19 protein-coding genes are annotated in these 21,284 nt (G+C 62.8%); 5 read left to right on the top strand and 14 right to left on the bottom strand.

Annotated features, from left to right (window positions below; all coding sequences use genetic code 11):
- Positions 1-223 precede the first annotated feature (223 nt).
- The 11 genes from trpA to BUB04_RS05030 form a co-directional block, all read right to left on the bottom strand.
- On the bottom strand, positions 224-1,030 hold the full coding sequence (gene trpA / locus BUB04_RS05080; protein ID WP_073037582.1) for a tryptophan synthase subunit alpha: 807 nt from the start codon (positions 1,028-1,030) through the stop codon (positions 224-226).
- Between the two features lie 308 nt (positions 1,031-1,338).
- Positions 1,339-2,538, bottom strand: a complete 1,200-nt coding sequence (gene trpB, locus BUB04_RS05075) for a tryptophan synthase subunit beta (RefSeq protein ID WP_245795128.1) — start codon at positions 2,536-2,538, stop codon at positions 1,339-1,341.
- On the bottom strand, positions 2,535-3,185 hold the full coding sequence (locus BUB04_RS05070; protein WP_218588367.1) for a phosphoribosylanthranilate isomerase: 651 nt from the start codon (positions 3,183-3,185) through the stop codon (positions 2,535-2,537). The genes trpB and BUB04_RS05070 overlap by 4 nt, the downstream gene beginning before the upstream one ends.
- A 352-nt stretch (positions 3,186-3,537) precedes the next feature.
- On the bottom strand, positions 3,538-4,341 hold the full coding sequence (gene trpC, locus BUB04_RS05065) for an indole-3-glycerol phosphate synthase TrpC (RefSeq protein ID WP_073037578.1): 804 nt from the start codon (positions 4,339-4,341) through the stop codon (positions 3,538-3,540).
- Positions 4,342-4,586: 245 nt separating this feature from the next.
- A complete protein-coding gene (gene trpD, locus BUB04_RS05060; RefSeq protein WP_073037576.1) occupies positions 4,587-5,600 on the bottom strand; it encodes an anthranilate phosphoribosyltransferase in 1,014 nt (337 codons plus the stop codon).
- Between the two features lie 195 nt (positions 5,601-5,795).
- Positions 5,796-6,398 carry an anthranilate synthase component II gene (locus tag BUB04_RS05055; protein WP_073037574.1) on the bottom strand — a complete coding sequence of 201 codons (603 nt, stop codon included), beginning with the start codon at positions 6,396-6,398 and terminating at the stop codon, positions 5,796-5,798.
- Positions 6,395-7,906 carry an anthranilate synthase component I family protein gene (locus tag BUB04_RS05050; protein WP_073037573.1) on the bottom strand — a complete coding sequence of 504 codons (1,512 nt, stop codon included), beginning with the start codon at positions 7,904-7,906 and terminating at the stop codon, positions 6,395-6,397. The genes BUB04_RS05055 and BUB04_RS05050 overlap by 4 nt, the downstream gene beginning before the upstream one ends.
- A 37-nt stretch (positions 7,907-7,943) precedes the next feature.
- On the bottom strand, positions 7,944-8,996 hold the full coding sequence (gene aroF / locus BUB04_RS05045; protein WP_073037571.1) for a 3-deoxy-7-phosphoheptulonate synthase: 1,053 nt from the start codon (positions 8,994-8,996) through the stop codon (positions 7,944-7,946).
- Between the two features lie 301 nt (positions 8,997-9,297).
- On the bottom strand, positions 9,298-9,627 hold the full coding sequence (locus BUB04_RS05040) for a type II toxin-antitoxin system RelE/ParE family toxin (RefSeq protein ID WP_073037569.1): 330 nt from the start codon (positions 9,625-9,627) through the stop codon (positions 9,298-9,300).
- Positions 9,624-9,848: an addiction module protein gene (locus BUB04_RS05035; RefSeq protein ID WP_073037651.1), complete on the bottom strand. Its 225-nt coding sequence runs from the start codon at positions 9,846-9,848 to the stop codon at positions 9,624-9,626. The genes BUB04_RS05040 and BUB04_RS05035 overlap by 4 nt, the downstream gene beginning before the upstream one ends.
- Before the next feature lie 88 nt (positions 9,849-9,936).
- Positions 9,937-10,173 carry a hypothetical protein gene (locus BUB04_RS05030; protein ID WP_073037568.1) on the bottom strand — a complete coding sequence of 79 codons (237 nt, stop codon included), beginning with the start codon at positions 10,171-10,173 and terminating at the stop codon, positions 9,937-9,939.
- Positions 10,174-10,265: 92 nt separating this feature from the next.
- Here BUB04_RS05030 and recD2 point away from each other — a divergent pair, with 92 nt between their 5' ends.
- The 3 genes from recD2 to BUB04_RS05015 all read left to right on the top strand — a co-directional run bounded on the left by recD2 (position 10,266) and on the right by BUB04_RS05015 (position 15,065).
- Positions 10,266-12,467: an SF1B family DNA helicase RecD2 gene (recD2, locus tag BUB04_RS05025; protein WP_073037566.1), complete on the top strand. Its 2,202-nt coding sequence runs from the start codon at positions 10,266-10,268 to the stop codon at positions 12,465-12,467.
- Between the two features lie 420 nt (positions 12,468-12,887).
- Positions 12,888-13,286 (top strand): tRNA (N6-threonylcarbamoyladenosine(37)-N6)-methyltransferase TrmO, encoded by a 399-nt coding sequence (gene tsaA / locus BUB04_RS05020; protein ID WP_073037564.1) that lies wholly within the window; start codon positions 12,888-12,890, stop codon positions 13,284-13,286.
- Positions 13,287-13,556: 270 nt separating this feature from the next.
- Entirely contained in the window at positions 13,557-15,065 is a 1,509-nt protein-coding gene (locus BUB04_RS05015) for a hypothetical protein (protein ID WP_073037562.1), read from the top strand.
- On the opposite strand, the gene BUB04_RS05010 is transcribed toward BUB04_RS05015, so the two are convergent.
- Genes BUB04_RS05010 through BUB04_RS05000 form a run of 3 tightly spaced genes read right to left on the bottom strand, consistent with a single transcriptional unit; the run spans position 15,025 to position 18,857 of the window.
- A complete protein-coding gene (locus tag BUB04_RS05010; protein WP_073037561.1) occupies positions 15,025-16,392 on the bottom strand; it encodes a glycosyltransferase family protein in 1,368 nt (455 codons plus the stop codon). The two genes, BUB04_RS05015 and BUB04_RS05010, sit on opposite strands and share 41 nt — an antisense overlap.
- A gap of 33 nt (positions 16,393-16,425) precedes the next feature.
- Positions 16,426-17,268: an HAD family hydrolase gene (locus BUB04_RS05005; protein WP_073037559.1), complete on the bottom strand. Its 843-nt coding sequence runs from the start codon at positions 17,266-17,268 to the stop codon at positions 16,426-16,428.
- On the bottom strand, positions 17,265-18,857 hold the full coding sequence (locus tag BUB04_RS05000) for a glycosyltransferase family protein (RefSeq protein WP_073037557.1): 1,593 nt from the start codon (positions 18,855-18,857) through the stop codon (positions 17,265-17,267). Before BUB04_RS05000 ends, BUB04_RS05005 begins: the two co-directional genes overlap by 4 nt.
- A gap of 364 nt (positions 18,858-19,221) precedes the next feature.
- On the opposite strand from BUB04_RS05000, the gene BUB04_RS04995 reads away from it, so the two are divergent.
- Positions 19,222-20,484, top strand: coding sequence for a glycosyltransferase family 4 protein (locus tag BUB04_RS04995; protein ID WP_073037555.1), 1,263 nt, complete (start codon positions 19,222-19,224; stop codon positions 20,482-20,484).
- A complete protein-coding gene (gene pyrF / locus BUB04_RS04990; protein WP_073037554.1) occupies positions 20,485-21,243 on the top strand; it encodes an orotidine-5'-phosphate decarboxylase in 759 nt (252 codons plus the stop codon). It abuts the gene before it with no gap.
- Positions 21,244-21,284 lie beyond the last annotated feature (41 nt).

The raw sequence follows: 21,284 nt of genomic DNA, 5'->3' as shown, positions 1-21,284 counted from the left end.
CAAATCCCCCACCGGAAAGAATCGGCCACCATGGGCCGGTACAAACACTTTCGATGTTGCCGCCACCATGATTTTATACGTCGTCGCCGCAAAAGCGGAAACCCCAGACTTCGTGAAACGACCGAATCCCGAACCCCGAAGCATGAATAGCCCCCCGGTCGAACCGGCGTGCCGCCGGTTGGAATCGCGCCTTGTGCCGCTCCCCCGTTAGGGGGAAACAGGGCTACGGCGAGGTTCGGCGGGTGGCGGCCTTGAGTTCCCGGGTGTAGGCGGCGATCAGGTCCGGCAGGTTCTCATTTTCCAGGTTTTCCTCGATGAGGCGCTCGAAGGCGCTTCCCACCACGGCCCCGTCGGCCGTCCGGCAGACCGCCGCCACGTGTTCCGCCTTGGAAATCCCGAATCCCACGCACACCGGCAGGGAGGTCACCTGCTTCAGCCGGCCGGCGGTGGCCTCCACCTCCGTCAGGTCCAGCCCGGCGCTTCCCGTGACTCCCGTCATGGAAACCAGGTAGACGAAACCGGACGCCTCCCGGGTGACGGCCTCCATGCGCTCCGTAGGCGTGGTGGGGGCCACCAGCCGGATGAGGTCCAGATCGTTTCCTTTCCAGGCATCCAGCATCTCCCGGGATTCCTCGGGGGGCAGATCCACCACCAGCACGCCGTCGGCTCCGGCGTCCACGGCCTGGTCGTAAAAGGCGGCGGGCCCCACCGCCAGAATGGGATTGTAATAGCTGAAAATCACCACGGGCACCCGGCTGAACCGGCGGATCTCCCGGCACATGGCCAGGACCTTCTCCAGGGTCATGCCCTGCGCCAGGGCCCGCGCCGACGAACGCTGGATCACCGGGCCGTCCGCGGTGGGATCCGAAAAGGGAACCCCCAGCTCCAAAATGTCCAGACCCGCCCCGAACATGGAACGAATGAGCGCCAAGGACCTATCCGGGGTCGGATCCCCGGCCGTCACAAACCCCACCAGCGCTCCTTCCCCCTTGCGCCTTAACTCCGTGAACACTTCCCGCAATCGACTCATTGGTCCGTCCCTTTCCCGTAAGATCTTTTCCGAAAACGCTATGGATGACCACGTTTCTCGTAGCGCAGCCCTTCAGGGCTGCGGCAGGGGCCCGGGGCATCGGATAGCCGTCAGGCACCTCCCGTCACTTCATGGGTTCACGACGGCCCTTTTCCGCGGGGCTGAAGCCCCGCGGCTACGAAGAGGACACAAGCTGCCCGGCCTCTTGAGCCGGAGAACCATCCTCGAACAGACTCCCAGCGCCTTCCACCTTCCACCTGTCCCCTTCCCCTTTTACCTTTCACCTTTAGCCTTTAGCCTTTCCCCTCTCACCCTCCATCCCGGAAGATGATCCCCAGATCCTTGTCTCCGCGCCCGGAAAGGTTGACGATGAGGATCTCGCCCGGACCCCGCCGGGCGGCCTCCACCATGGCGTAGGCCAAAGCGTGGGCGCTTTCGAGAGCCGGGATGATTCCTTCCAGGGCGGCCAGGCGCCGGAAGGCGTCCAGGGCTTCCTGGTCGGTTACGGAGACGTAGGCGGCCCGGCCCGATTCCTTGAGCCACGCGTGTTCCGGCCCGACGCCCGGATAATCCAGGCCCGCCGAGATGGAATGGGCTTCCCGGATCTGGCCGTGTTCGTCCTGGAGCACGTAGGACTTGGAGCCATGCAGCACCCCCACGGAACCGGCACCCAGGGTGGCTGCGTGCTTTCCCGTGGAAACCCCTTCGCCGGCGGCTTCCACTCCGATCATGGCCACGGGGTCGGCCAGGAAGGGGTGGAAGAGGCCCATGGCGTTGCTGCCGCCCCCCACGCACGCCACCAGCACGTCCGGCAGGCGCCCCTCCCTTTCCAGGATCTGGCATCTCGCCTCGTCTCCGATCACCCGCTGGAAATCCCGCACCATCATGGGATAGGGATGGGGACCGGCGACGGATCCGATCACGTAGAAGGTGTCCCGAACGGCGCCCACCCAGTAGCGCATGGCTTCGTTCATGGCGTCCTTGAGGGTGCCGGTTCCGGACGCCACGGGGACCACTTCCGCCCCGAGGAGTTCCATGCGGCGCACGTTGGGAGCCTGTCGGCGCACGTCTTCCGTTCCCATGAAGACCTTGCACTCCATGCCGAAAAGGGCCGCCGCCGTGGCCGTGGCCACGCCGTGCTGGCCGGCTCCCGTTTCGGCGATCACCTTCCGCTTGCCCATGTACCGGGCCAGAAGGACCTGCCCCAGGGTGTTGTTGATCTTGTGGGCTCCCGTGTGGGCCAAGTCTTCCCGCTTCAAATAGATCCGGGCCCCGCCGCAGGCCTCGCTCAGACGGCGGGCATGGAAGAGCGGCGTGGGACGGCCGGCGTATTCCGTCAAGAGCGCATGGAATTCCTCCTGGAAAGATTTCTGGGTGCGGGCCTCCCCGTAGGCGGCCTCCAGCTCCAGCAGAGCCGGCATGAGGGTTTCCGCCACGTAGCGGCCGCCGAACGGACCGAAGTGGCCGCGGGGATCGGGCATGGGCTGGCTTGCCGTGTGCATCGTCATGAAAAGATCCTCCCTTCCACCGCCGGCGGACTCAACCGCCGGACCGCGTTCACGAATGCTTCCATTTTTTGGGCATCCTTTTCACCGGGGCGTCTTTCCACCCCGGAACTCACATCCACCGCCGCGGGCTCGGCCGCCCGCACCGCCCGGGCCACGTTGTGGGGATCCAGTCCCCCGGCGAGAATCATGGGGCGGTGCCGCACGCGATCCTTCGCCGAGGCCCAATCCCAGGCCAGAGCGTTTCCGCCGGGAAGGCTCACCCCCGCGCACTCCACCAGGAAGGCCGTGGGGCGGTAACGATCCTGGACATCCAGCCCCGGAGCGCGGTTGACGAAAAGGGCCTTGACGACCCGGAGCCCTTGGGCTTCCAGGGCGGCCACCTCTTCCGGGGTCTCTTGGCCGTGGAGTTGCACATGGGTGAGACCGCAAAAACGGGCGGTTTCCAAAACCCGATCCACGGTCTCGTCCACAAAGACGCCCACCCTGGCCACCGATTCCGGAAGCGCCGCCGCCAGATCCCGGGCCGTTTCCCGACTCACGTGGCGGGGACTTTTGGGATAAAAGACGAATCCCACGGCATCCACGCCAAGGGACGCGGCGATCCGGGCGTCTTCCCGCCGGGTGATGCCGCAGATCTTGATTTCCATGGTCATTCCTTTCGTCCGGGAGCCTGTCCCAGAAGGGGTTCCCATCATCCGCCGTCCAGGGATCCATCTTCTTTCGGAGCCGCGGGGCTTCAGCCCCGCGGAGAGGGGCCGTCATGACCCAATGAAGTGACAGGCAATACCCGACGGCCCCTCCGACGTCCGGAGATTCCTCCGCAGCCCTAAAGGGCTGCGCTACGAGAAAGGCGGGCATCCATAGCCTTTTCAGACAGGCTCCTTGTATCGTCCCGGCTGCGGGTTCCCACCCTCCGGGAAATGACGGTTTGGGGCGGGCTCGAACGAATCCCGACGGGCGGGCATGAAGCCCGCCCCTACTTCCGGATCCCATACACCGTCAGAAACGCGACCCGGCGGCGGTGCCCAGCAGGCTTCGGAGCGCCGTTTCGGGGTCCGGAGCCCGCACCAGGCTTTCCCCCACCAGGAAGTTGAAGATTCCCGCATCCAGCAGCCTTTCCACGTCTTCCCGGCCGCCGATGCCGCTTTCCGCCACCATGGGCATACCGGCAGGGAGCTGTTTTCTCAGGCGGATGGATGTTTCGATATCGGTCCGGAACGTGGTGAGATCCCTGTTGTTGACGCCGATAAGAGGAGCGCCGCGCGCAAGGGCGGTTTCCATCTCCCGCTCGTCATGCACTTCCACCAGGGCTCCCAGGCCGAGCTCCCGGCAAAGCGACAACGCATCTCGGAGAAAATCCGGCGGAACCGCTCGAACGATCAACAGCACGGCATCGGCCCCCACGGCCCGAGCCTCGTAAATCTGGTATTCGTCGATGGTGAAGTCCTTCCGAAGCACAGGGACTTCCACCGCCTCCCGGGCCACCTGCAGATCCCGGAAAGACCCCTGAAAAAAGCGCTCGTCCGTCAGGACGGAAAGGGCCGCGGCCCCCGCCCGCTGGTAGGCCCGGGCGTACGCCCTCGGGTCCAGGCCCGCACGGATCGTCCCCTTGGAAGGCGAAGCCCGCTTGATCTCGGCGATCACATTGACGCCTTCGGGACCCGGCGCGGAAAGGCTTTCCAGGAAGGGCCTCGTGGGCGGAGACTCCTCCGCCCGGCGCCTCACCGCGGAAAGCGGCTCCCGGCGCTTGGCCTCTTCCACCTCCTGAGCTTTGACCTCCAGAATCTTTCTTAGAATGTCCATGGATCTCCAAACGGGAGCTGTCAGCTTTCAGCTCTCAGCTGTCAGCTGTCAGCTCTCAGCTCTCAGTTGTCGGTTTTCAGCTATCGGGCAATCCCCCCCTTTTGAAAAAGGGGGGAGAAAAGTTCCGCCCCGCCGCCCCATCACTCATCACTCATCACTCATCACTCATCACTCATCACTCATCACGATTCACGATTCACGATTCACGATTCACGATTCACGATTCACGATTCACGATTCACGATTCACGATTCCTGGCTGAAGCGGATCAGAGCGTCCAGCTTGGCCTTGGCGGCGCCGCTGTCGATGGCTTCCTCCGCCTTTTTCACCCCTTGCGGAAAGTCTTGGGCCACGCCGGCGGCCACGAGAGCCGCCGCGGCGTTCAGGACCACCACGTCCCGGCGTGGGCTCTTCTCGCCTTCCAGGATCGCCCGAGTGATTCGGGCGTTGTCATCGGCCGATCCTCCCGCCAGGTCGTCGGGATCGGCCGTGCGTCCCAGGATCATCTCGGGGTCCAGGTCGTAGGTGCGGATGAGGCCGTCGTTCAGTTCGGTCACCCGGGTGGGAGCGCACACGGTGATCTCGTCCAGTCCGTCGTGGCCGTGGACCACGAAGGCGCGGCGGGCTCCCAGCAGTTTCAGGGCCTGGGCGAACATCTCCGTGAGCTCGGGCGCGTAGACGCCCAGCACCTGGCAGTTGGCTCCGGCCGGGTTGGTGAGCGGCCCCAGCATGTTGAAGATGGAGCGGATGCCCAGCTCTCTGCGGGGCTTCGCGGCATACTTCATGGCTCCGTGGTAGAGGGGCGCGAAGAGGAACCCGATGCCGATTTCTCCGATGCCCTCTTCCACGATCTCCGGGTCCACGTCCAGGCGCACCCCCAGGGCCTCCAGCACGTCGGCGCTGCCGCATCGGCTGGAAACGGACCGGTTTCCGTGCTTGGCCACGGTCACTCCGCATCCGGCCACCACGAAGGCCGCCGTGGTGGAGATGTTGAAGGTGTGGGCCCCGTCGCCCCCCGTCCCGCAGGTGTCCACGACCGTGGGAGACGACACCTGGATGCGGTGGGCCTTGCGGCGCATGGTCCGGGCGGCTCCGGCCAGTTCCGCGAAGGTTTCGCCCTTGGTGGCCAGGGCGGCCATGAAGGCCCCGATCTGGGCTTCGGTCAATTCGCCCGACATGAGCGCCTCCATGACCACGCTCGTCTCCTCTTCCGCAAGATCCACCCGGGAGGTGAGCTTTTTCAGGCTTTCCTGGAACACGGCGTCTTCCTCCTTTTCTCTTGCCTAAACCAAGCGCATTTTCATCGGCAGTCTCTAGCAGCGCACGGTCAGCGGGCGGGGATAAACCCCGCCCCTACCCAAAGGGTCAATGGGTTTTGGCAGGGATCGGTCTTACGCCCGCCCTCCCCTGACGCCCCCTAAGAAAGAATCGTCCAATGTAGAGTTTCGACTCCTTCAGGCCGCTCCCGATGCGGCCCGGGTCTCGTTCGGAGCGAATCCGTTCACGAAATTTCTGAGCAGCCTTTTCCCCACGGGGGTCATGATGGATTCGGGGTGAAACTGGATACCTTCGCACGGACGGTGCTTGTGGCGGATTCCCATGATTTCTCCGTCGTCGGCCCGAGCGCTCACTTCCAGGCACGACGGAAGGTGGGCCGGATCCACCGCCAGGGAGTGGTAGCGCATGGCCTGGAACGCCCCCTTGACGCCGCGGTAGATCCCGCGGCCGTCCGGGGTCACCATGGAGGTCTTTCCGTGCATGAGAGAGCGAGCGGGCCCCACCCGTCCCCCGAAAGCCACGGCGATGGCCTGGTGTCCCAGGCACACGCCCAGGATGGGCACGGTCGGCCCCGCGGCCCGTATGAGGTCCACCGAGATGCCCGCATCTTCCGGCCTGCCGGGACCCGGGGAGATGACGATCCCGTCGGGCTCCCAGGACAGGACCTCGTCCACCGAGACCGCGTCGTTTCGAACCACCCGCACTTCGGTTCCCAGCATGCGCAGGTACTGAACCAGGTTGTAGGTAAAGGAGTCGTAATTGTCGATCATGACGATCATAGCGTTCCTCCGTTCCGGCCGGCGGCACCGTGGAGCAGCTCCACGGCCCTTTGGAGCGCCTTGGCCTTGTTCACCGTCTCCTGGTATTCCCGCTCCGGCACGGAATCGGCCACGATCCCGGCTCCCGCCTGCACCGTCATCCGTCCGTTTTCCAGGCAGGCCGTGCGGATGGTGATGGCCAGATCCATGTTGCCCGTAAAGGAGACGTAGCCCACCGCGCCCCCGTAGGCGCCGCGGGGCGCCTCTTCCAGTTCGGCGATGATCTCCATGGCCCGGATCTTGGGGGCCCCGGTCAAAGTCCCGGCGGGGAAGGTGGCCCGAAGAAGGTCCCAGGCGTCGGCGTCCCGCACCAGATCGCAGGTGATGTTGGACACCAGGTGCATCACGTGGGAATAGCGTTCCACCACCATGAGGTCGGTCACCTGCACGGTGCCCACTTCCGCCACACGGCCAAGGTCGTTTCGGCCCAGGTCCACGAGCATCAGGTGTTCGGCCCGCTCCTTGGGGTCCTGGAGCAGCTCGTCGGCCAGTTTCCTGTCTTCCTGTTCCGAGGCGCCCCGGGGTCTCGTGCCGGCGATGGGCCTCAAGGTGGCCACGCCGTTTTCGAGCCGCACCATGGTTTCCGGCGAAGATCCCACGAGGATCCGTTCGTCCAGCTCCAGGAAGAACATGTAGGGGGACGGGTTCACGTAGCGCTGGGCGCGGTAGAGGAACCACGGGTCGGGCGCCGGCTCCATGACGAAGGGCTGGGACAACACCGTTTGGATCACGTCCCCGGCCGTGATGTATCGCTTGATCCGCTCCACCTTCTCCAAGAAGGCGGCTTCCGGGATCACGGCCTGAAAAGACCGGGGCACGAGGGCAAAATCCACCGGGGCCCTCCCTTGGGCCGAAGGCGCCTCCAGCAGATCGATCAGGGACTCCAAACGGGATCGGGCCTGGTCGTAGAGGACAGAAGCCTGTGCGGGTCCGTCCGGACAATAGACCGGCACCACGAGGGTCAGGGTGTGGCGGACGTTGTCGAAGATGAGCAGTTCGTCGGTTTCGATCAACTGCACCAGGGGCCTTTCAGGGGAAACGGTGTGGGGGATCTTCTCAAAAAAGGAAACCGTTTCGTAATCGAAAACCCCCACCAGTCCGCCCCAGAAACGGGGAAGCCGGGCGACGGACACGGGACGGTAGCGGGCCATGAAGTCACGAAGGACCCGGAACGGATCCCCGCCGTGGGGAATTCGTTGCAGATCTTCGCCCTTCTCGATCTCCACGTGATCGCGGGTGATGCGGATGCGCCGGCCGGCGGAAGCCCCCAGGAAGCTGTACCGCCCCCAGCGCTCGCCCCCTTCCACGCTTTCCAGGAGGAAGGCCGGGCGGCCGGATTTTCGAATCTTGGCCAGAGCCGACACGGGTGTTTCCGTATCAGCCAGGATTTCACAACAGACGGGGACCAGATTCCCCCGGGTCATCAGGGAGGTGAATTCTTCCTTTTCGGGAAAGTAGTGCAATCGCATGGCGGCTCATTCCTCTCCAAGGCGCTCTCGCCGGATGCTACAGGCGTGACGAACTTCGTTCGGCGGCAAAGGAGCCGTCCGGGGCTCCCGAGTAGAGTCCTATGAGCGGCTCGATTTCGCGGCATAACCGCCGGAACTGTTCCGGGTAAAGGGACTGGGCGCCGTCGCTCAAGGCCTCGTCCGGCTTGTGGTGCACCTCCACCATGAGGCCGTTGGCTCCCACCGCCACAGCGGCGCGGCTCAGCGGGATGACCTGGTTTCTGCGCCCGCAGGCGTGGCTGGGATCCACGATGATGGGCAGATGGCTTTCCTTGCGCACCACCGGCACGGCGGAAAGGTCCAGGGTGTTTCGGCTGTGGTGGGCGAAGGTGCGGATGCCCCGTTCGCAGAGGATCACGTGGGGATTGCCCCCTTCCAGGATGTACTCGGCAGCCATGAGCCACTCATCCAGGGTGGCGGACATGCCGCGCTTGAGCAGCACGGGCTTTCGGGATTGGCCGGCTCGGCGGAGCAGGCTGAAGTTTTGCATGTTGCGGGCGCCGATCTGGACGATGTCCGCGGCTTCCTCCACCAGGTCGTAAACGGTGTGGTCCAGGGCTTCCGTCACCACGGGCATCCCCGTTTCCTGGCGCACCTTCTTGAGAATTCGAAGGGCTTCCTCCCCCAACCCCTGGAAGGAATAGGGGGACGTGCGCGGCTTGAAGGCGCCGCCCCGGAAAAGTTGGGCGCCGGCTTCCTTGACGTGGCGGGCGATGGTGAGCGCCTGCTCCTCGCTTTCGATGGCGCACGGTCCCGCGATGAGCACCAGTCCGCCGTTTCCTATACTCACGTCGCCCACGCGGATCACCGTGTCTTCCGGGTGGAACTCCCGGCTCACCAGCTTGTAAGGGCGCGTCACCGGGATGGCTTCCTTCACGCCCGGAAGACCGAGAACCCAGTTGGGATCCACGGGCCCCCGGTTGTGCAGGATGCCGATGGCCACCCGCTCTCCGCCCGGGATGGGCCGGGCGCCGAGTCCCCGGGCTTCGATGGCCTGCACCACCTTCGCCACCTCTTCCTCTCCGGCTCCCTTGTGCATGACGATCAACATGTCCCTCTCTCCTTTGCTCCCCGATTCTCGAACCCAACAAAAAAGGCCGGGGGATATTTCCCACGGCCTCTGCTGCAATAAAAAAGACCGTGGGCCGGGTGGCCCACGGTCTTGGCATCTCCATCAGGCTGGTGGTCTAGCCCGATACGATCCCGTCGGCACACCCGTCAGGGTCGCACCACCACCAGCACCACCAAAAATTTCGGTTTTCCTGATTAATGTTTTTCATCTCAGTCTTTTCCGGATCTCTGGGCAGCTCCTTTTGATTTCCAGGAACGCTAAACGCAACCATCGATCCTTGTCAAGTGGTTTTTGGATCTCCTCTGACCTCATGGGTCGCCCGTTGCCGCCATCGATCAGGGTCCCGATGTCCATGCAAAACAGCCAAAACCGAGATCAACTCCTCCCGGATCACGTAGAAGATACCGTATGGGAATCTGCGAACAAGAAGACGCCTCACCCCTCGATACACAACAGGGTACATGTGAGGGCTTCTCATTATCTTGGAAAGCCCTTCTTCCACGCAGAGAAGAAAGTCTTCACCGAGGCCTTCCCTCCGCTTTTCGTACCAGAGATAGGCTTCCTGGATATCCCTCTCCGCCTCGGGACGAATCACAAGCCGGATGTTCATTTGGAGGACTTGACCCTCCGGTAGACCTCAGGCCATTCAGAACCTTCGCCTGGAGATGCGTCCCAACTGGATATTCGCTTGTCCAGTTCCGCCTTTTGAGATTCCAAAACAGATACATTGAGAGCATCGCCTGCTATACTATCCCAGAGATCCTGAACAAGCAGGATTTTTTCCGAAAGGCTCAGCTTGCCCATCTCTCCCCGCAAGTCGTCCTTTGTCATGATCGTATCCCCCATATACCTTTCACCCGGCCGACGGGTTTCCGCGGCATGTCGCGACATGGCGGCCGGCAATCCATGGCCCGCCGGATCACGTCCCCGTCCGCCGGTGCGGCGAACGGCCGCCGTGCTTTCTTCCGCGGGGCCGCCGACGCCGGCGGCGGGGCCTCACGAAATCCACGCGGATGAACTCCCGGCGATTGACGAAACTCACGAAGAGAGGGGCGATGTTGAGCTCCTGCTGCACCACGGCTCGCACCCGCTCCAGGTCCGACGTCTTGTTGATTCCGTATTTGCGGTAGTCTTCCGTCTTGATGTAGAGAGACATGTGCGCCCTCCTCTTCTGGAATGCGGCACGTTCCGGTGATATTCTAACAACCTGCCGGGTTTTGTCAAAAAATCGCTAGGGAGCCGCACCGGATGAACGATACGATACAAGGCCAGATCGAACGGGTGACGTTCACCAGCGAAGAAGACGGCTACAGTGTGTTGAAGCTCAAGGTGAAGGGCCGCCGGGACCTGGTGACGGTGGTGGGCTCCTTTGCGTCCGCAACCCCCGGGGAGATCCTCAGGCTTCGAGGATCCTGGGGCATGCATCCCAAGTACGGGGAGCGGTTCAAGGCGGAACACTACGAAACCCTGTCACCCGACACCGTGGAGGGCATCCGAAAATACCTGGGCTCGGGCCTCATCAAGGGGATCGGGCCGGTCATGGCCAAGCGGATCGTCAACGCCTTCGGCAAGGCCACCCTGGAGGTGATCGACCAGGATCCGGAACGCCTGCTGGAGGTGGAAGGGATCGGACCCAAACGCCTCCGGCAGATCCTCAAGGCCTGGGAGGACCAGAAAGAAATCCGGGAGGTGATGATCTTCCTTCGCTCCCACGGGGTGAGCGCGGCCTACGCCACGCGGATCTTCAAGCACTACGGCCGGGAATCCCTCCAGGTGCTCCGTGAAAACCCGTATCGCCTGGCCATGGACGTTCACGGCATCGGGTTCGTCACGGCGGACAAGATCGCCGCGAACCTGGGCTTCGACAAGGACTCGCCCCTTCGGGCCGAGGCCGGTCTCCACTACGTCCTCTTTCGCGCCACGGAAGACGGGCACGTGTGCCTGCCCAGGAACCTGTTGCTGGATCAGGGAAGAGAACTCCTGGAATGTTCCCGGGAGACTTTGGGAGAGGCGCTGGCCCGGCTGGCCGCCGACGGACGGGTCGTGATCCAGCCTTTGACCGGGGAAGCCGCCGAAAGTTTTCACGATTCCCAGGCGGTTTATCTGCGGGGCTACTACAGCGCGGAGACCCAGATCGCCCAGCGCCTGAAACACCTGGCGGCGGTTCCCAAGAGGATCAAGCCGGAAACGGCCCGGCAGGTGCTCACCCAGGTCCGGAGCTCCCTTCCCGTGGAACTGGCACCGCAGCAGGAAGAGGCGGTCCTTCAGGCGCTCACGGGAAAGGTGGTGGTCATCACGGGAGGGCCCGGGACAGGCAAAACCACCCTGGTTCAAGCCATCTGCGCCGCCTACCGAAGCTTGGGTGCAAGGCTGTGCCTGGCGGCTCCCACAGGCCGCGCCGCCAAGCGGCTTTCCGAAGCCACGGGACATCCGGCCGCCACCATTCACCGGCTTCTGGAATTCAGCCCGCAGGCGGGAGGCTTCCAGAGAAACGAACAAAAGCCGCTCAACGCCGACTGCATCATCGTGGATGAAGCCTCCATGCTGGATACCCTTCTCACCCACCACCTGCTCAAGGCCGTGCCGCCCAAGGCCACCCTGGTCCTGGTGGGCGACGTGGACCAGCTGCCTTCGGTGGGAGCCGGAAGTGTTCTGGAGGATCTCATCGGCTGCGGTGCCTTCCCCGTGGTGCGTCTCACGGAGATTTTCCGGCAGGCCAGAAAGAGTCTGATCGTGGTCAACGCCCATCGCATTCGAAGCGGAGAGTTCCCCTATCTTCACAGGGATCCCGATCGCCTGTCCGACTTCTACTTCATCGAAAAGGACGACCCGGAAGCGGTGGTGGAGATCCTGGTGCGCCTGTGCGCCGAAAGGATCCCGTCGCGGTTCCGACTCCATCCCATCGACGACATCCAGGTGCTGAGCCCCATGCACCGGGGTGCCGTGGGCGCCCAGCGCCTCAACCACGCTCTGCAGGAGGCGCTGAACCCCAAGGGCCGGGCCATGGAACGGGGCGGGCGCATCTACCGGGTGGGAGACAAGGTGATGCAGATCCGGAACAACTACGACAAGGAGGTCTTCAACGGAGACTTGGGCAGGATCGCCGCCGTGGACGAGGAAAACCAGGAAATCCGTGTGCGCATGGACGGGCGACTCATCAGCTACGACTTCTCGGAGCTGGACGAGCTGGTGCACGCCTACGTCATCAGCGTCCACAAGTCCCAGGGGAGCGAATATCCGGCCGTGGTGGTCCCGCTGCTCACCCAGCACTTCATGATGCTTCAGCGAAACCTGCTCTATACGGCGGTCACCCGCGGCAAAAGACTCGTCATTCTGGTGGGTTCCAAAAAGGCCTTGGCCATCGCCGTTCGAAACGACAAGACCCAGCAGCGCTACACCCTCCTGCGCCATCGACTCACAGGGGGAACACAGCCCCTCAGCGTGACTTGATTTCCAAACGGGGGGCTGTTTCCATTGTTTTTTGTCACCGCGAGCTTTCCGGGCGGGGATAAACCCCGCCCCTACCCGCTGTGTCAGAGATATCAGGCGAAACATGGCCTTGTGTACCGCCCCTGCTCGGCGAATCGTAGGGGCGAATGATTATTCGCCGGTACATCCCGGTTTTTCCAAGGGGTGTTTCATCTTTGGCTGTCCAGACTTTCGGGATGTTCGTTCATCCGCTTTCGATAGGGGCGGGCTTTACGCTCGCCCGTCAGGGCAGTACCATGAGCAAGGCATCCGGATTGAATGTGGTGGAAAACCGCGAATGAACGGAATAGACGCCAATGTAATATGGGTTTTTTCATCCATGAGGGGTCGAGCCCAGCCGTGATCGTTAGGGATGATCAGTTTGAAGCACGGGGGAGATTCATGGAAAATGACGCCATCGAACTGGAACCCATCGGGATCATACGAAGCCCCCTGAAGGATCCTTCCCAGGCCCCCAAGCAGGGAAGCGAAGGAGCGGTGGAAGGATGGCTGGAGGTGGACGACCATTACCGGGACGCGCTCCTCGGCCTGGAGCCGGGCCGAAAGGTTCTGATCCTCTACTGGTTGGACCGGGCGGATCGAAGCCGCCTGCAGGTGCATCCCAGGGGCGATACGAGTCGGCCTCTCCGGGGCGTTTTCGCCACCCGAAGCCCGCACCGCCCCAACCCCATTGCCGTGGAAACCGTGGAGATCCTCGAAATCCAAGGCACCCGGCTCCGCGTCCGCGGCCTGGACGCCCTGGACGGAACGCCCCTTCTCGATATCAAGATCGCCGCTTAGCCCGGCCCGTTCTACCGAAAACAGTACGAGCTCATTCGAGAATCGCTTTCCTGCTCAAGATGCCGGGGAGTTCCCGTTCCCTTTGTAGCCGCGGGGCTTCAGCCCCGCGGGAGACGGCCATCGCGACCCCATGAAGTGACGGGCAATAGCCGATGGCCCATCCGACGCCCGAAGGCCATCCGCAGCCCTGAAGGGCTGCGCTACGAGACAAGAGGTTATCCCACACGGTCTCAGGCAAGCTTTTAAAAGAACCTCAAGGGAGGAAAAGTCATGTCCATGGAACCGATCAGCGAGGGAATCTTTCGAGGCACCGGATCTCCGTCGGAGGGAGAGCTGGGAGGGGTTCTCGCCCGATTCGCCCCGGATGTCATCGTGGGACACCCCACCTTCCGAAACGCCGACAACATCGGCGAGGAACTCCAACGGGGCTTGGACGCGGCCGTCCAGGTCTACGGCGGTCGGAAGGTGGCTTTCGTCGTCTCCGACGGCACCTGGACCCGGGAAAACCCGGACACCTCCACCATCGACGCAGCCCTGGCGGGCGCCGAGAGGGCCCTGGCCGGGCTGTCTGCCGAAGCCCGTAGCCGGCTCCTCATCGCGGTCACCCCCTACGACGGCTACAAGGGAGACCGCACGCCGGGCAAGGGAAGCGCCCTCAAGCTCATCTTCGACGAGATGGCCCTGTGCCCGTCCGCTCGGAAACTGATCCTTCTGGACGGCGATCTTCGAAATGATTTTCTGCCTTGGTTTCGGGTCTTTTCCCGAGTGGAATCGGACCATGAAGCCAGGCGCCCGGGACGCCATTTCTTCATCACGGCCCGGTACGCCCGGCACTTCGTGGACGCATCGCTGACGCGTTTCATTGTGGGACCGCTCACCACCCTCATGGGCCAGTACGTTCCCGGCGGCATCTCCGGCGATATCGTTCTCTCGGCCGGGGCCGTCCAGCACGAGCGGGATGCCGCCTGGGACGACGCCCGCCGCCGCTACGGCACGGACATCGCCACCACCTTCGACAATATCGCCGACCCGCTTACGGACATCTACGAAGTCTATCTGGGCGCCAAGCTCCACGACATCACCGACGAGGCCAAGCTGTCGGTCATGCCCGGCGAAGTGATCGGGTCGGCTCTGGCGCGACTCCTCCACTACGAGGCTCTGGACGGAAGGGTTTCGCGCCTCCTGGAATCCGATCGACCCCTGGATCGACCCGAGACGTGGGGACCGGACAAGACGGGCATCGCCTTCATCGATCCGGGCTACACGGACGTCTTCGACGTGGACCTGAAGCGGCAAACCCTCCTTTCCAAGTTCGCCGTGTACGAAGAGGCCATGCGGGCCGTGCTTTTTCCCGAGACCTTCGCACGGCTTCGCGGGGAATGGGAGCGTCTCCAGAAGGCGGATACGGGGGACGAGGCGCCGGTGGTCTTCTTGAACCTCACCCGGGAACGATGGATCGGAATGCTTTACGAATGCCTGGCGCATCTTCTCAGCACCCGGGATGTGGACGCCGTCAAAGGCTGTTTGAACTACCTTTACACGGCGGCCTTCCTGGAATTCTGCCGGGAAAAGATCGCGCAATTGGGAGGGGTCACCTACGGGCAGGTTCGGAAGATGCAACAATCGCTGGGGGTGCCGCCCGAACAGGCGGAACCCTTCTACCGCGAACAGGTGGACCGAGTGGTGGAAAGGATGGCTCTCAGGTTCTTCGAAAACCGTCGAACCATCCTGGATCTCATCAGGCGCCGTACTTCTTCTTCTCCGCCTCCACCACGTTGATGATGTCGTAGATGATGTTGGGGACCTTGCGGATCACCCGATCCCAGGAGACCGTCTGGGGCGTTTCGAAGAGCTGGCTTTGGGCCTGCTGGGCGCACCGGTGGATGGTTTGAAGGAGCCCGTCGGCCACATAGGGCTGAAAGGCCTCGTGGCTTCCCACGAACGCGGCGAACCGGTCGGCCAAGCGGTAGGGAGCCAGCAGGATATCCCCCGCATAGAGGATGGCGTTCTTGAAGACCTCGTGCACCATCTCCTCTTCGTGGTTGGGCTCGTAGTCCAGCCCGGCAAAGGCCGCATTGTCCCCGTACATCTTGATGAGGGTGTCGGCCACGTTGAGGTAGGTCAGGGTGAGATCCCGGATGAAATGGTCGGAGATCTCCAGGCCTTCGTCGATGACCAGAGCACTGAGCAGCGTGGTGACGATGTCGATGCCCATCTTGTGCAGGCCCTGGGTGCGGTTGTGCGGGGAGACGGGCTGGTGCTTGTGATCGAAGGGCTCGTGAGAAATTTCCACCTGGGCGATGTTGTTGGCCTTGCGGTAGACCTCGATGAGCGTAAAGATCTCCACGCCCCAGTTCATGGCGAAGTGCATGCGCTTCAAGAGGCTCATGTCGAAGACCACTTCGCCCGAGAGCTGGTAGTTGAAATTGAGCAGAAAGTCCACCAGCCGCAGGACCTTTTCCTCCTTGGTCTCGGTGAACTTGCGCTTGAGGGCGATCAGCAGGGGATCCAGCAGCAGGCGTTTCACGCGGCCGTAGAGTTGACCGTTCTTGAGGCGGGCGTAGAACGCCTTGGAGAATTGATAGTTGAGGACCTGCACCGGATAGACGAGCCGGTCCAACTGCTCGCAGGTGAAGGTGCGGATGTCCGCATCCACCAGGGCCACGGTCTGAGCCCCCAGGGCCAGGGCGATCCCGAAGGAAAGGAACATGTTCCGGCCCTTTCCCCGTACGTCCAACCCGAAGCCCGCCTGGGAAAGCTGGTCGTAGATGGAAGAGAAACCCTTCCCGTCGTTGTGCTGGATGAGGCTGTTGTGGAGCTCGTAGCGCTTCACCAGGTCCCAGAGCAGACGGGCGTCGTCTTCCGTCGCGCCGTCCAAGCCGAAGATGATGTGGGAGATGTAAGGGGCTTTCTTCAGTTCCCTCAGGATGTTTTCGAAAACGGGGCGGTTTTCCGGGTCGGTGAATTCGGTCACCAGCAAGGGAACGACGAGCACCGCCTTCTTCCAGCGGGAATGGTGCAAAAGCTCCTCCTGCATCCGGGGATTGCCCCCCGTGAGGAGGTAGAAGGTGGTGATTTTGGTGTGCTTTTGCGCGAAATTGGACATCTTTCCTTCTCCCCTTTCCACGAAAGTGCGGCCCTATCCGGCCACGGCCTGCCACAGGGTCTGGAAATTGGCCACCCGAGGCACATCCTCGCCGACCTGCTTCACGGCGCCCGGCTCAAAAAGCACGGCCTGCAGGCCATGGGCCCGTGAAGCCGCCACGTCGTTTCCCGGATCGTTTCCCACCACCAGCACCTGCTCCGGCGTGAGACCGCTTCTCAGGGCCCGCGTCTTGGCCAGCCGGAAGAAATGGGGATCCGGCTTGGCAAAACCCAGCTCAAACGAAAAGAAGATCCACTGCGGGTCAAAAAGCTCCTCCAAGGTAACTCCCAGGCACGCCTCCAGCACCGGCACGGTGTAGAACTGGGCGTTGGACGCAAGGCCCAACACCACGCCCGATCGGCGAAGCCAGGTGAGCGCGTCGGCCGCTCCTTCGTAGACCGCCACCGGGTTGGCCTGCAGCTCCCTGTAGAGCGCCACGTCTTTTGGATCATGAACTTCCGGGCGGTAGCCGGGCGTGTCCCGAAGCAGCTTTTCCCACACCTTTTCGATCAGCACCTCTGCACGGAAAATCCCCAGGGCCCGACAGGAAGCGTGTTCCTCGTCGATGATCCGGTAGAAATCTTCGGCCCAGCGAAGCCCCGCCTCGTGGGAAAAGCCGAACTGCCGGGCCGTCGCCGTGAAGCTTTCCCGCCCAGCCCGGTTTCTTACCTGGGCCTCCAGGTCGCCGAGGGCGGGCGCCACCAGAGTTCCATACACATCAAACAAGACCACGGCAGGACGCGGGTCCAAGCTCGGCACCGCCCCCTCCGGGAAGGTGGATACGGGTGATTCGGGCATGGCCTCTCGGATCCAGGTCGTCCACTGCTCTTTGCTCATTCCCACCCTCCCAACAAAGGTCGTTGATAACGGGGATCCAGGAAGGCATCGGCCAGTCGGATTCCCAAAGGGATAGGGGCGGAAGGCTCGTCGAGGGAGCCCATGGGCCGCGGTTTGTCAAAAAGGGAGCCGAAGGCCTGTGCGAGGCGTCGAGCGTGGGCTTCGGGGCCCAGCAATGCATGGAGCGCCGACCTGGCCCGATCATCCAGCCGGCACGGCTTGAGCCTTTCCGCAAAGCTTTCCCCCGCTTTCATGGTCTCCAAGACGCGCTTTTGACCCTCCAGATCCAGCATGCCGAAATCCACGGTTTCTTTCCCGTACAGGTCTTCCAGGGCTGCAAGGAAGCGCTCTTCCGATTCCTCGGAAAGGCCCGGGCAGAGCGTCCGATACCGCCGGGCAAAGACTCGGCCGGCCTCCCGCAGGCGCCGCCTTTCGCCTTGGGCTACGAAGACCTCCAGGCTTTCGTAGAGCACTCCGGCCGGAAATCCCGCCTGTTCGAAATCGGATGTCACATCGGGGAGATTCCTCCCCAGCAAGGGCCGTCCCAGTAGGGGACCTTCCAGGAAGCCGAATCCGAACCCTTCCAGAAGCGACGTTGTGACGATGGCATCGCAGGCTCCCATGAGGTCCTTCAGGGAGAAGGCGGAGCCCACCAGTTCCAGTCCGAAGCCAATGACCACGGGATAACCGTGCCACCGGACCCAATCCTTGACCGCGTCGGCATAGGGCCGCTCCTGGTCCGAATTGGCATCCAGAGTGATCAGCACCTGAGCGGGGGGATCGTGGGCCGCCGCCAGCACCACGGCTTCCAGCACGTTCTTACGGCGGATCAACCGGATGGGAAGCAGCCACCAAGGTCGGTCCCGGTGAAAAGCATAGCCTTCCCGGTCCGCATAGGCCGCCAGGGCGTCCGCGATGCTCCGTCGCACATCCCGGGACGGTCGGAGCGGAGGAGACGGCTCCAGGAGGTTGGGAAGAAAGAAGATGGAATCGGGGGGAACGCCGGCCCGCTCCATCCTCGCCCGGTCGGCCCCGTTCAAGACCCCGTAGGCCGCCGGCAACGACGGATCCGGGTAGGGATCCGTCAGGCCTCCCGTGGTCCAGCAGCGCCGCAAGCGTGCCAGGTTCTCCATTCGGCCGCACTCCGGAAAATCATGGACATGGAACAAGAATCGGCAGGGAAGCCCTTTTCGTTCGGCCTCCTCCACGACGCCCCTCCACGCCGCGGTGACCGCGGCGTTCTTTCCCAGCGTGGGGTTGTGCACCCAGTAGAGGGTTTCGTCCTCGGTCAGATCAAGGATTCGCGACACCAGCGCGCCCACGTCCTGTCGAAAGGAAGATTCATCCGGCCAAGGCTCATCCCGGTAGTCCAGTCCCGAAACCACCTCCACCTGCACGTCTTTCCATCGCCCCTGCAGGGCTTCGCAGAAACTCCGCACGCCGGCATCACGCCCCACCAGGATCTTCAGACGACGGCCGGCGGCCCACCCGGAATCGCCCAGGCACCGCAGGCTGCGCTCCAGGGCCGAGCGCACTCCGCCCCGCAGCAGATGGTAGTGAAAAACCACCAGAGTCTTGGGGATCGGCATGCTCTTGTACCCCTTGATCAGACTTCGTTCTCATGCTGCGGCCCCGAAGGGCGGGCATAAAGCCAGCTCCTACAAAACCGCTTTGATTCCTTGGGTAGCGGCGCGGATTATCCCCACCCTCTAATCGCGCAGCGATAGAAAAGAAGCCCTAAAAAAATCGCTCAGTGTAGGAGACCCTCTTTCCAGCGGTGCCGTTGAACCGGTTCGGCCCGATATTGACGATCGGCACCGGGAATGCCGCCTGAAAAATGGTTCCATGCGCACGGCCGGGCTTTGACCTTGCAATTCTTATAGACTATGGGCACAATTTTCGCAATCCGCGTCGATTTCACTTGCAAAAGGGAAAAAATCGAGAGGAGTCCCCATGGGTGCCAACATAGGTTTCGTGTCCAGCCGTTTCGCCGGAACCGACGGCGTGACCCTGGAAGCCGGCAAGTGGGCGGAGGTCTTCCGTCAGAGCGGGCACGAACGCTACTGGTGGGGCGGTGAGGTGCAAAAGGATCCGGCGCGTTCCATGGTGGTTCCGGAGGCCCACTTCAACCACCCCAACAACGTGTGGATCAACCAGCGGGTCTTCGGCAAGGACAGGAGGACCACCGCCGTCACCGACATGATCCATGCCAGCCGAGCCCTGCTCAAGGGGAAGATCCTGGAATTCCTGGATCGATTCCACATCGACCTGCTGGTGGTGGAAAACGCCCTGGCCACCCCGGCCCACATCCCCCTGGGGCTGGCCCTGGCTGAGGTGATCTCGGAGCGGCAGATCCCCACCATCGCCCATCACCATGAATTCTATTGGGAGCAGTCCCGCTACACCCTGAACGCGGTGGGAGACTTCCTTTCCATGGCCTTCCCGCCCCACCTGCCCACCATCCAGCACGTGGTGATCAACTCCGCCGCCCAGGAAGAGCTGGCCCACCGCAGGGGCATCTCGGCGTTCATCATCCCCAATGTGTTGGACTTCGAACATCCGCCCTCCGTGGACCCGGAAAAGGGGAGGCTGCTGCGGGAAAAGATCGGTCTGGAGCCCGAAGACCGGATCATCCTGCAGCCGTCGCGCGTCATTCGCCGCAAGGGCATCGAACACGCCATCGAGGTGGTCCGGGAGCTGAGGGATCCCCGCTACAAGCTGGTCATCACCCATGAGGCGGGAGAGGAAGACCGGGACTACGCCCGTTGGTTGCAGCTCCAGGCCATGGAACACGGTGTGGACCTGCGGTACCTGGGAACCCACGTGGTGGACCCCTGGGCCGAGGTGGAGCCCCCCAACGACCATTTCAGCCTCTTCGACGTCTACCCCCATGCGGACTTGATCACGTATCCCAGCCTCTACGAAGGCTTCGGAAACGCCTTCCTGGAAGCCGTCTACTTTCGCAAACCCCTGGTAGTGAACCGTTATGCGACCTTCATACGGGATATCGAGCCCCTGGGTTTCGACCTGCTCATCATGGACGGCTATGTGAACCGTCGACTCATGGAAAGGGTCCGGGAAGTGCTTCAGTCGTCCGAAAGGAGGGACCGGATGGTGGAACACAACTACCGGACCGCCCTGCGCCACTTTTCCTACGCGGTGCTCCGTAAGCGGCTGAGCTTCCTCTTGTTGAACTTCTTTGGGATGGAGATTTGAATGGACACGATTCCCCTTTCCGAACGTCTCATCTTCGCCCTGGATCTGCCCTCTCCGGAGGATGCCAAGCGCTGGGTGGAGAGGCTGGAAGACCAGGTCCGCTTCTTCAAGGTGGGTTTTGAGCTTTTCCTGGCGGGCGGCTTTCCCGTGGTGGAATGGATCCAGTCCCGGGGAGCCAAGGTCTTTTTGGACCTCAAGTTCTTCGACGTGCCGGCCACGGTGGAGCGGGCGGTGGCGCAGGTGGCCCGGCGGGGAGTGACCTTCACGACCGTGCATGGGAACGACCGGATCCTGGAAGCCGCCGTCCGGGCCAAGGGGGCGGTGAAGATCCTGGCCGTGACGGCTCTCACCAGCCTGGACGAAGGAGATCTGAAAGATCTGGGCTTCCAGTGCTCGGTGGAGGACTTAGTGCTTTCCCGAGCCAGGAGGGCCATGGCCCTGGGCTGCGACGGCCTTATCTCTTCCGGACTGGAGGTGCCCCGCCTTCGCCGCGAACTGGGCTCGGGTTCCATCCTGGTGGCGCCGGGCATCCGGCCCGTGGCCAACGTGGACGACCAGAAGCGCACCGTGGATCCCCGCCAAGCCTTTGCGGCAGGCGCCGACCACATCGTGGTGGGCCGCCCCATCCGGGACGCCGCCGACCCGCAGGCCGCCGCCCAAAAAATCCTGGCACAGATCGAAGAAGGGCTGAGGGAGAGGCGAAAGGTTAAAGGCGAAAGGTTAAAGGCGAAAGGCGAAAGGTTAAAGGTTAAAGGTTAAAGGTTAAAGGTTAAAGGTTAAAGGAGAGAGGTTAAAGAGGA

Origin of the sequence: Desulfacinum infernum DSM 9756 (genome assembly GCF_900129305.1) — a bacterium.
GTDB classification, from domain to species: Bacteria; Desulfobacterota; Syntrophobacteria; order Syntrophobacterales; family DSM-9756; genus Desulfacinum; species Desulfacinum infernum.
Note: the sequence above shows the minus strand (reverse complement) of the source record. Positions and strands in the feature narration are given on the sequence as shown.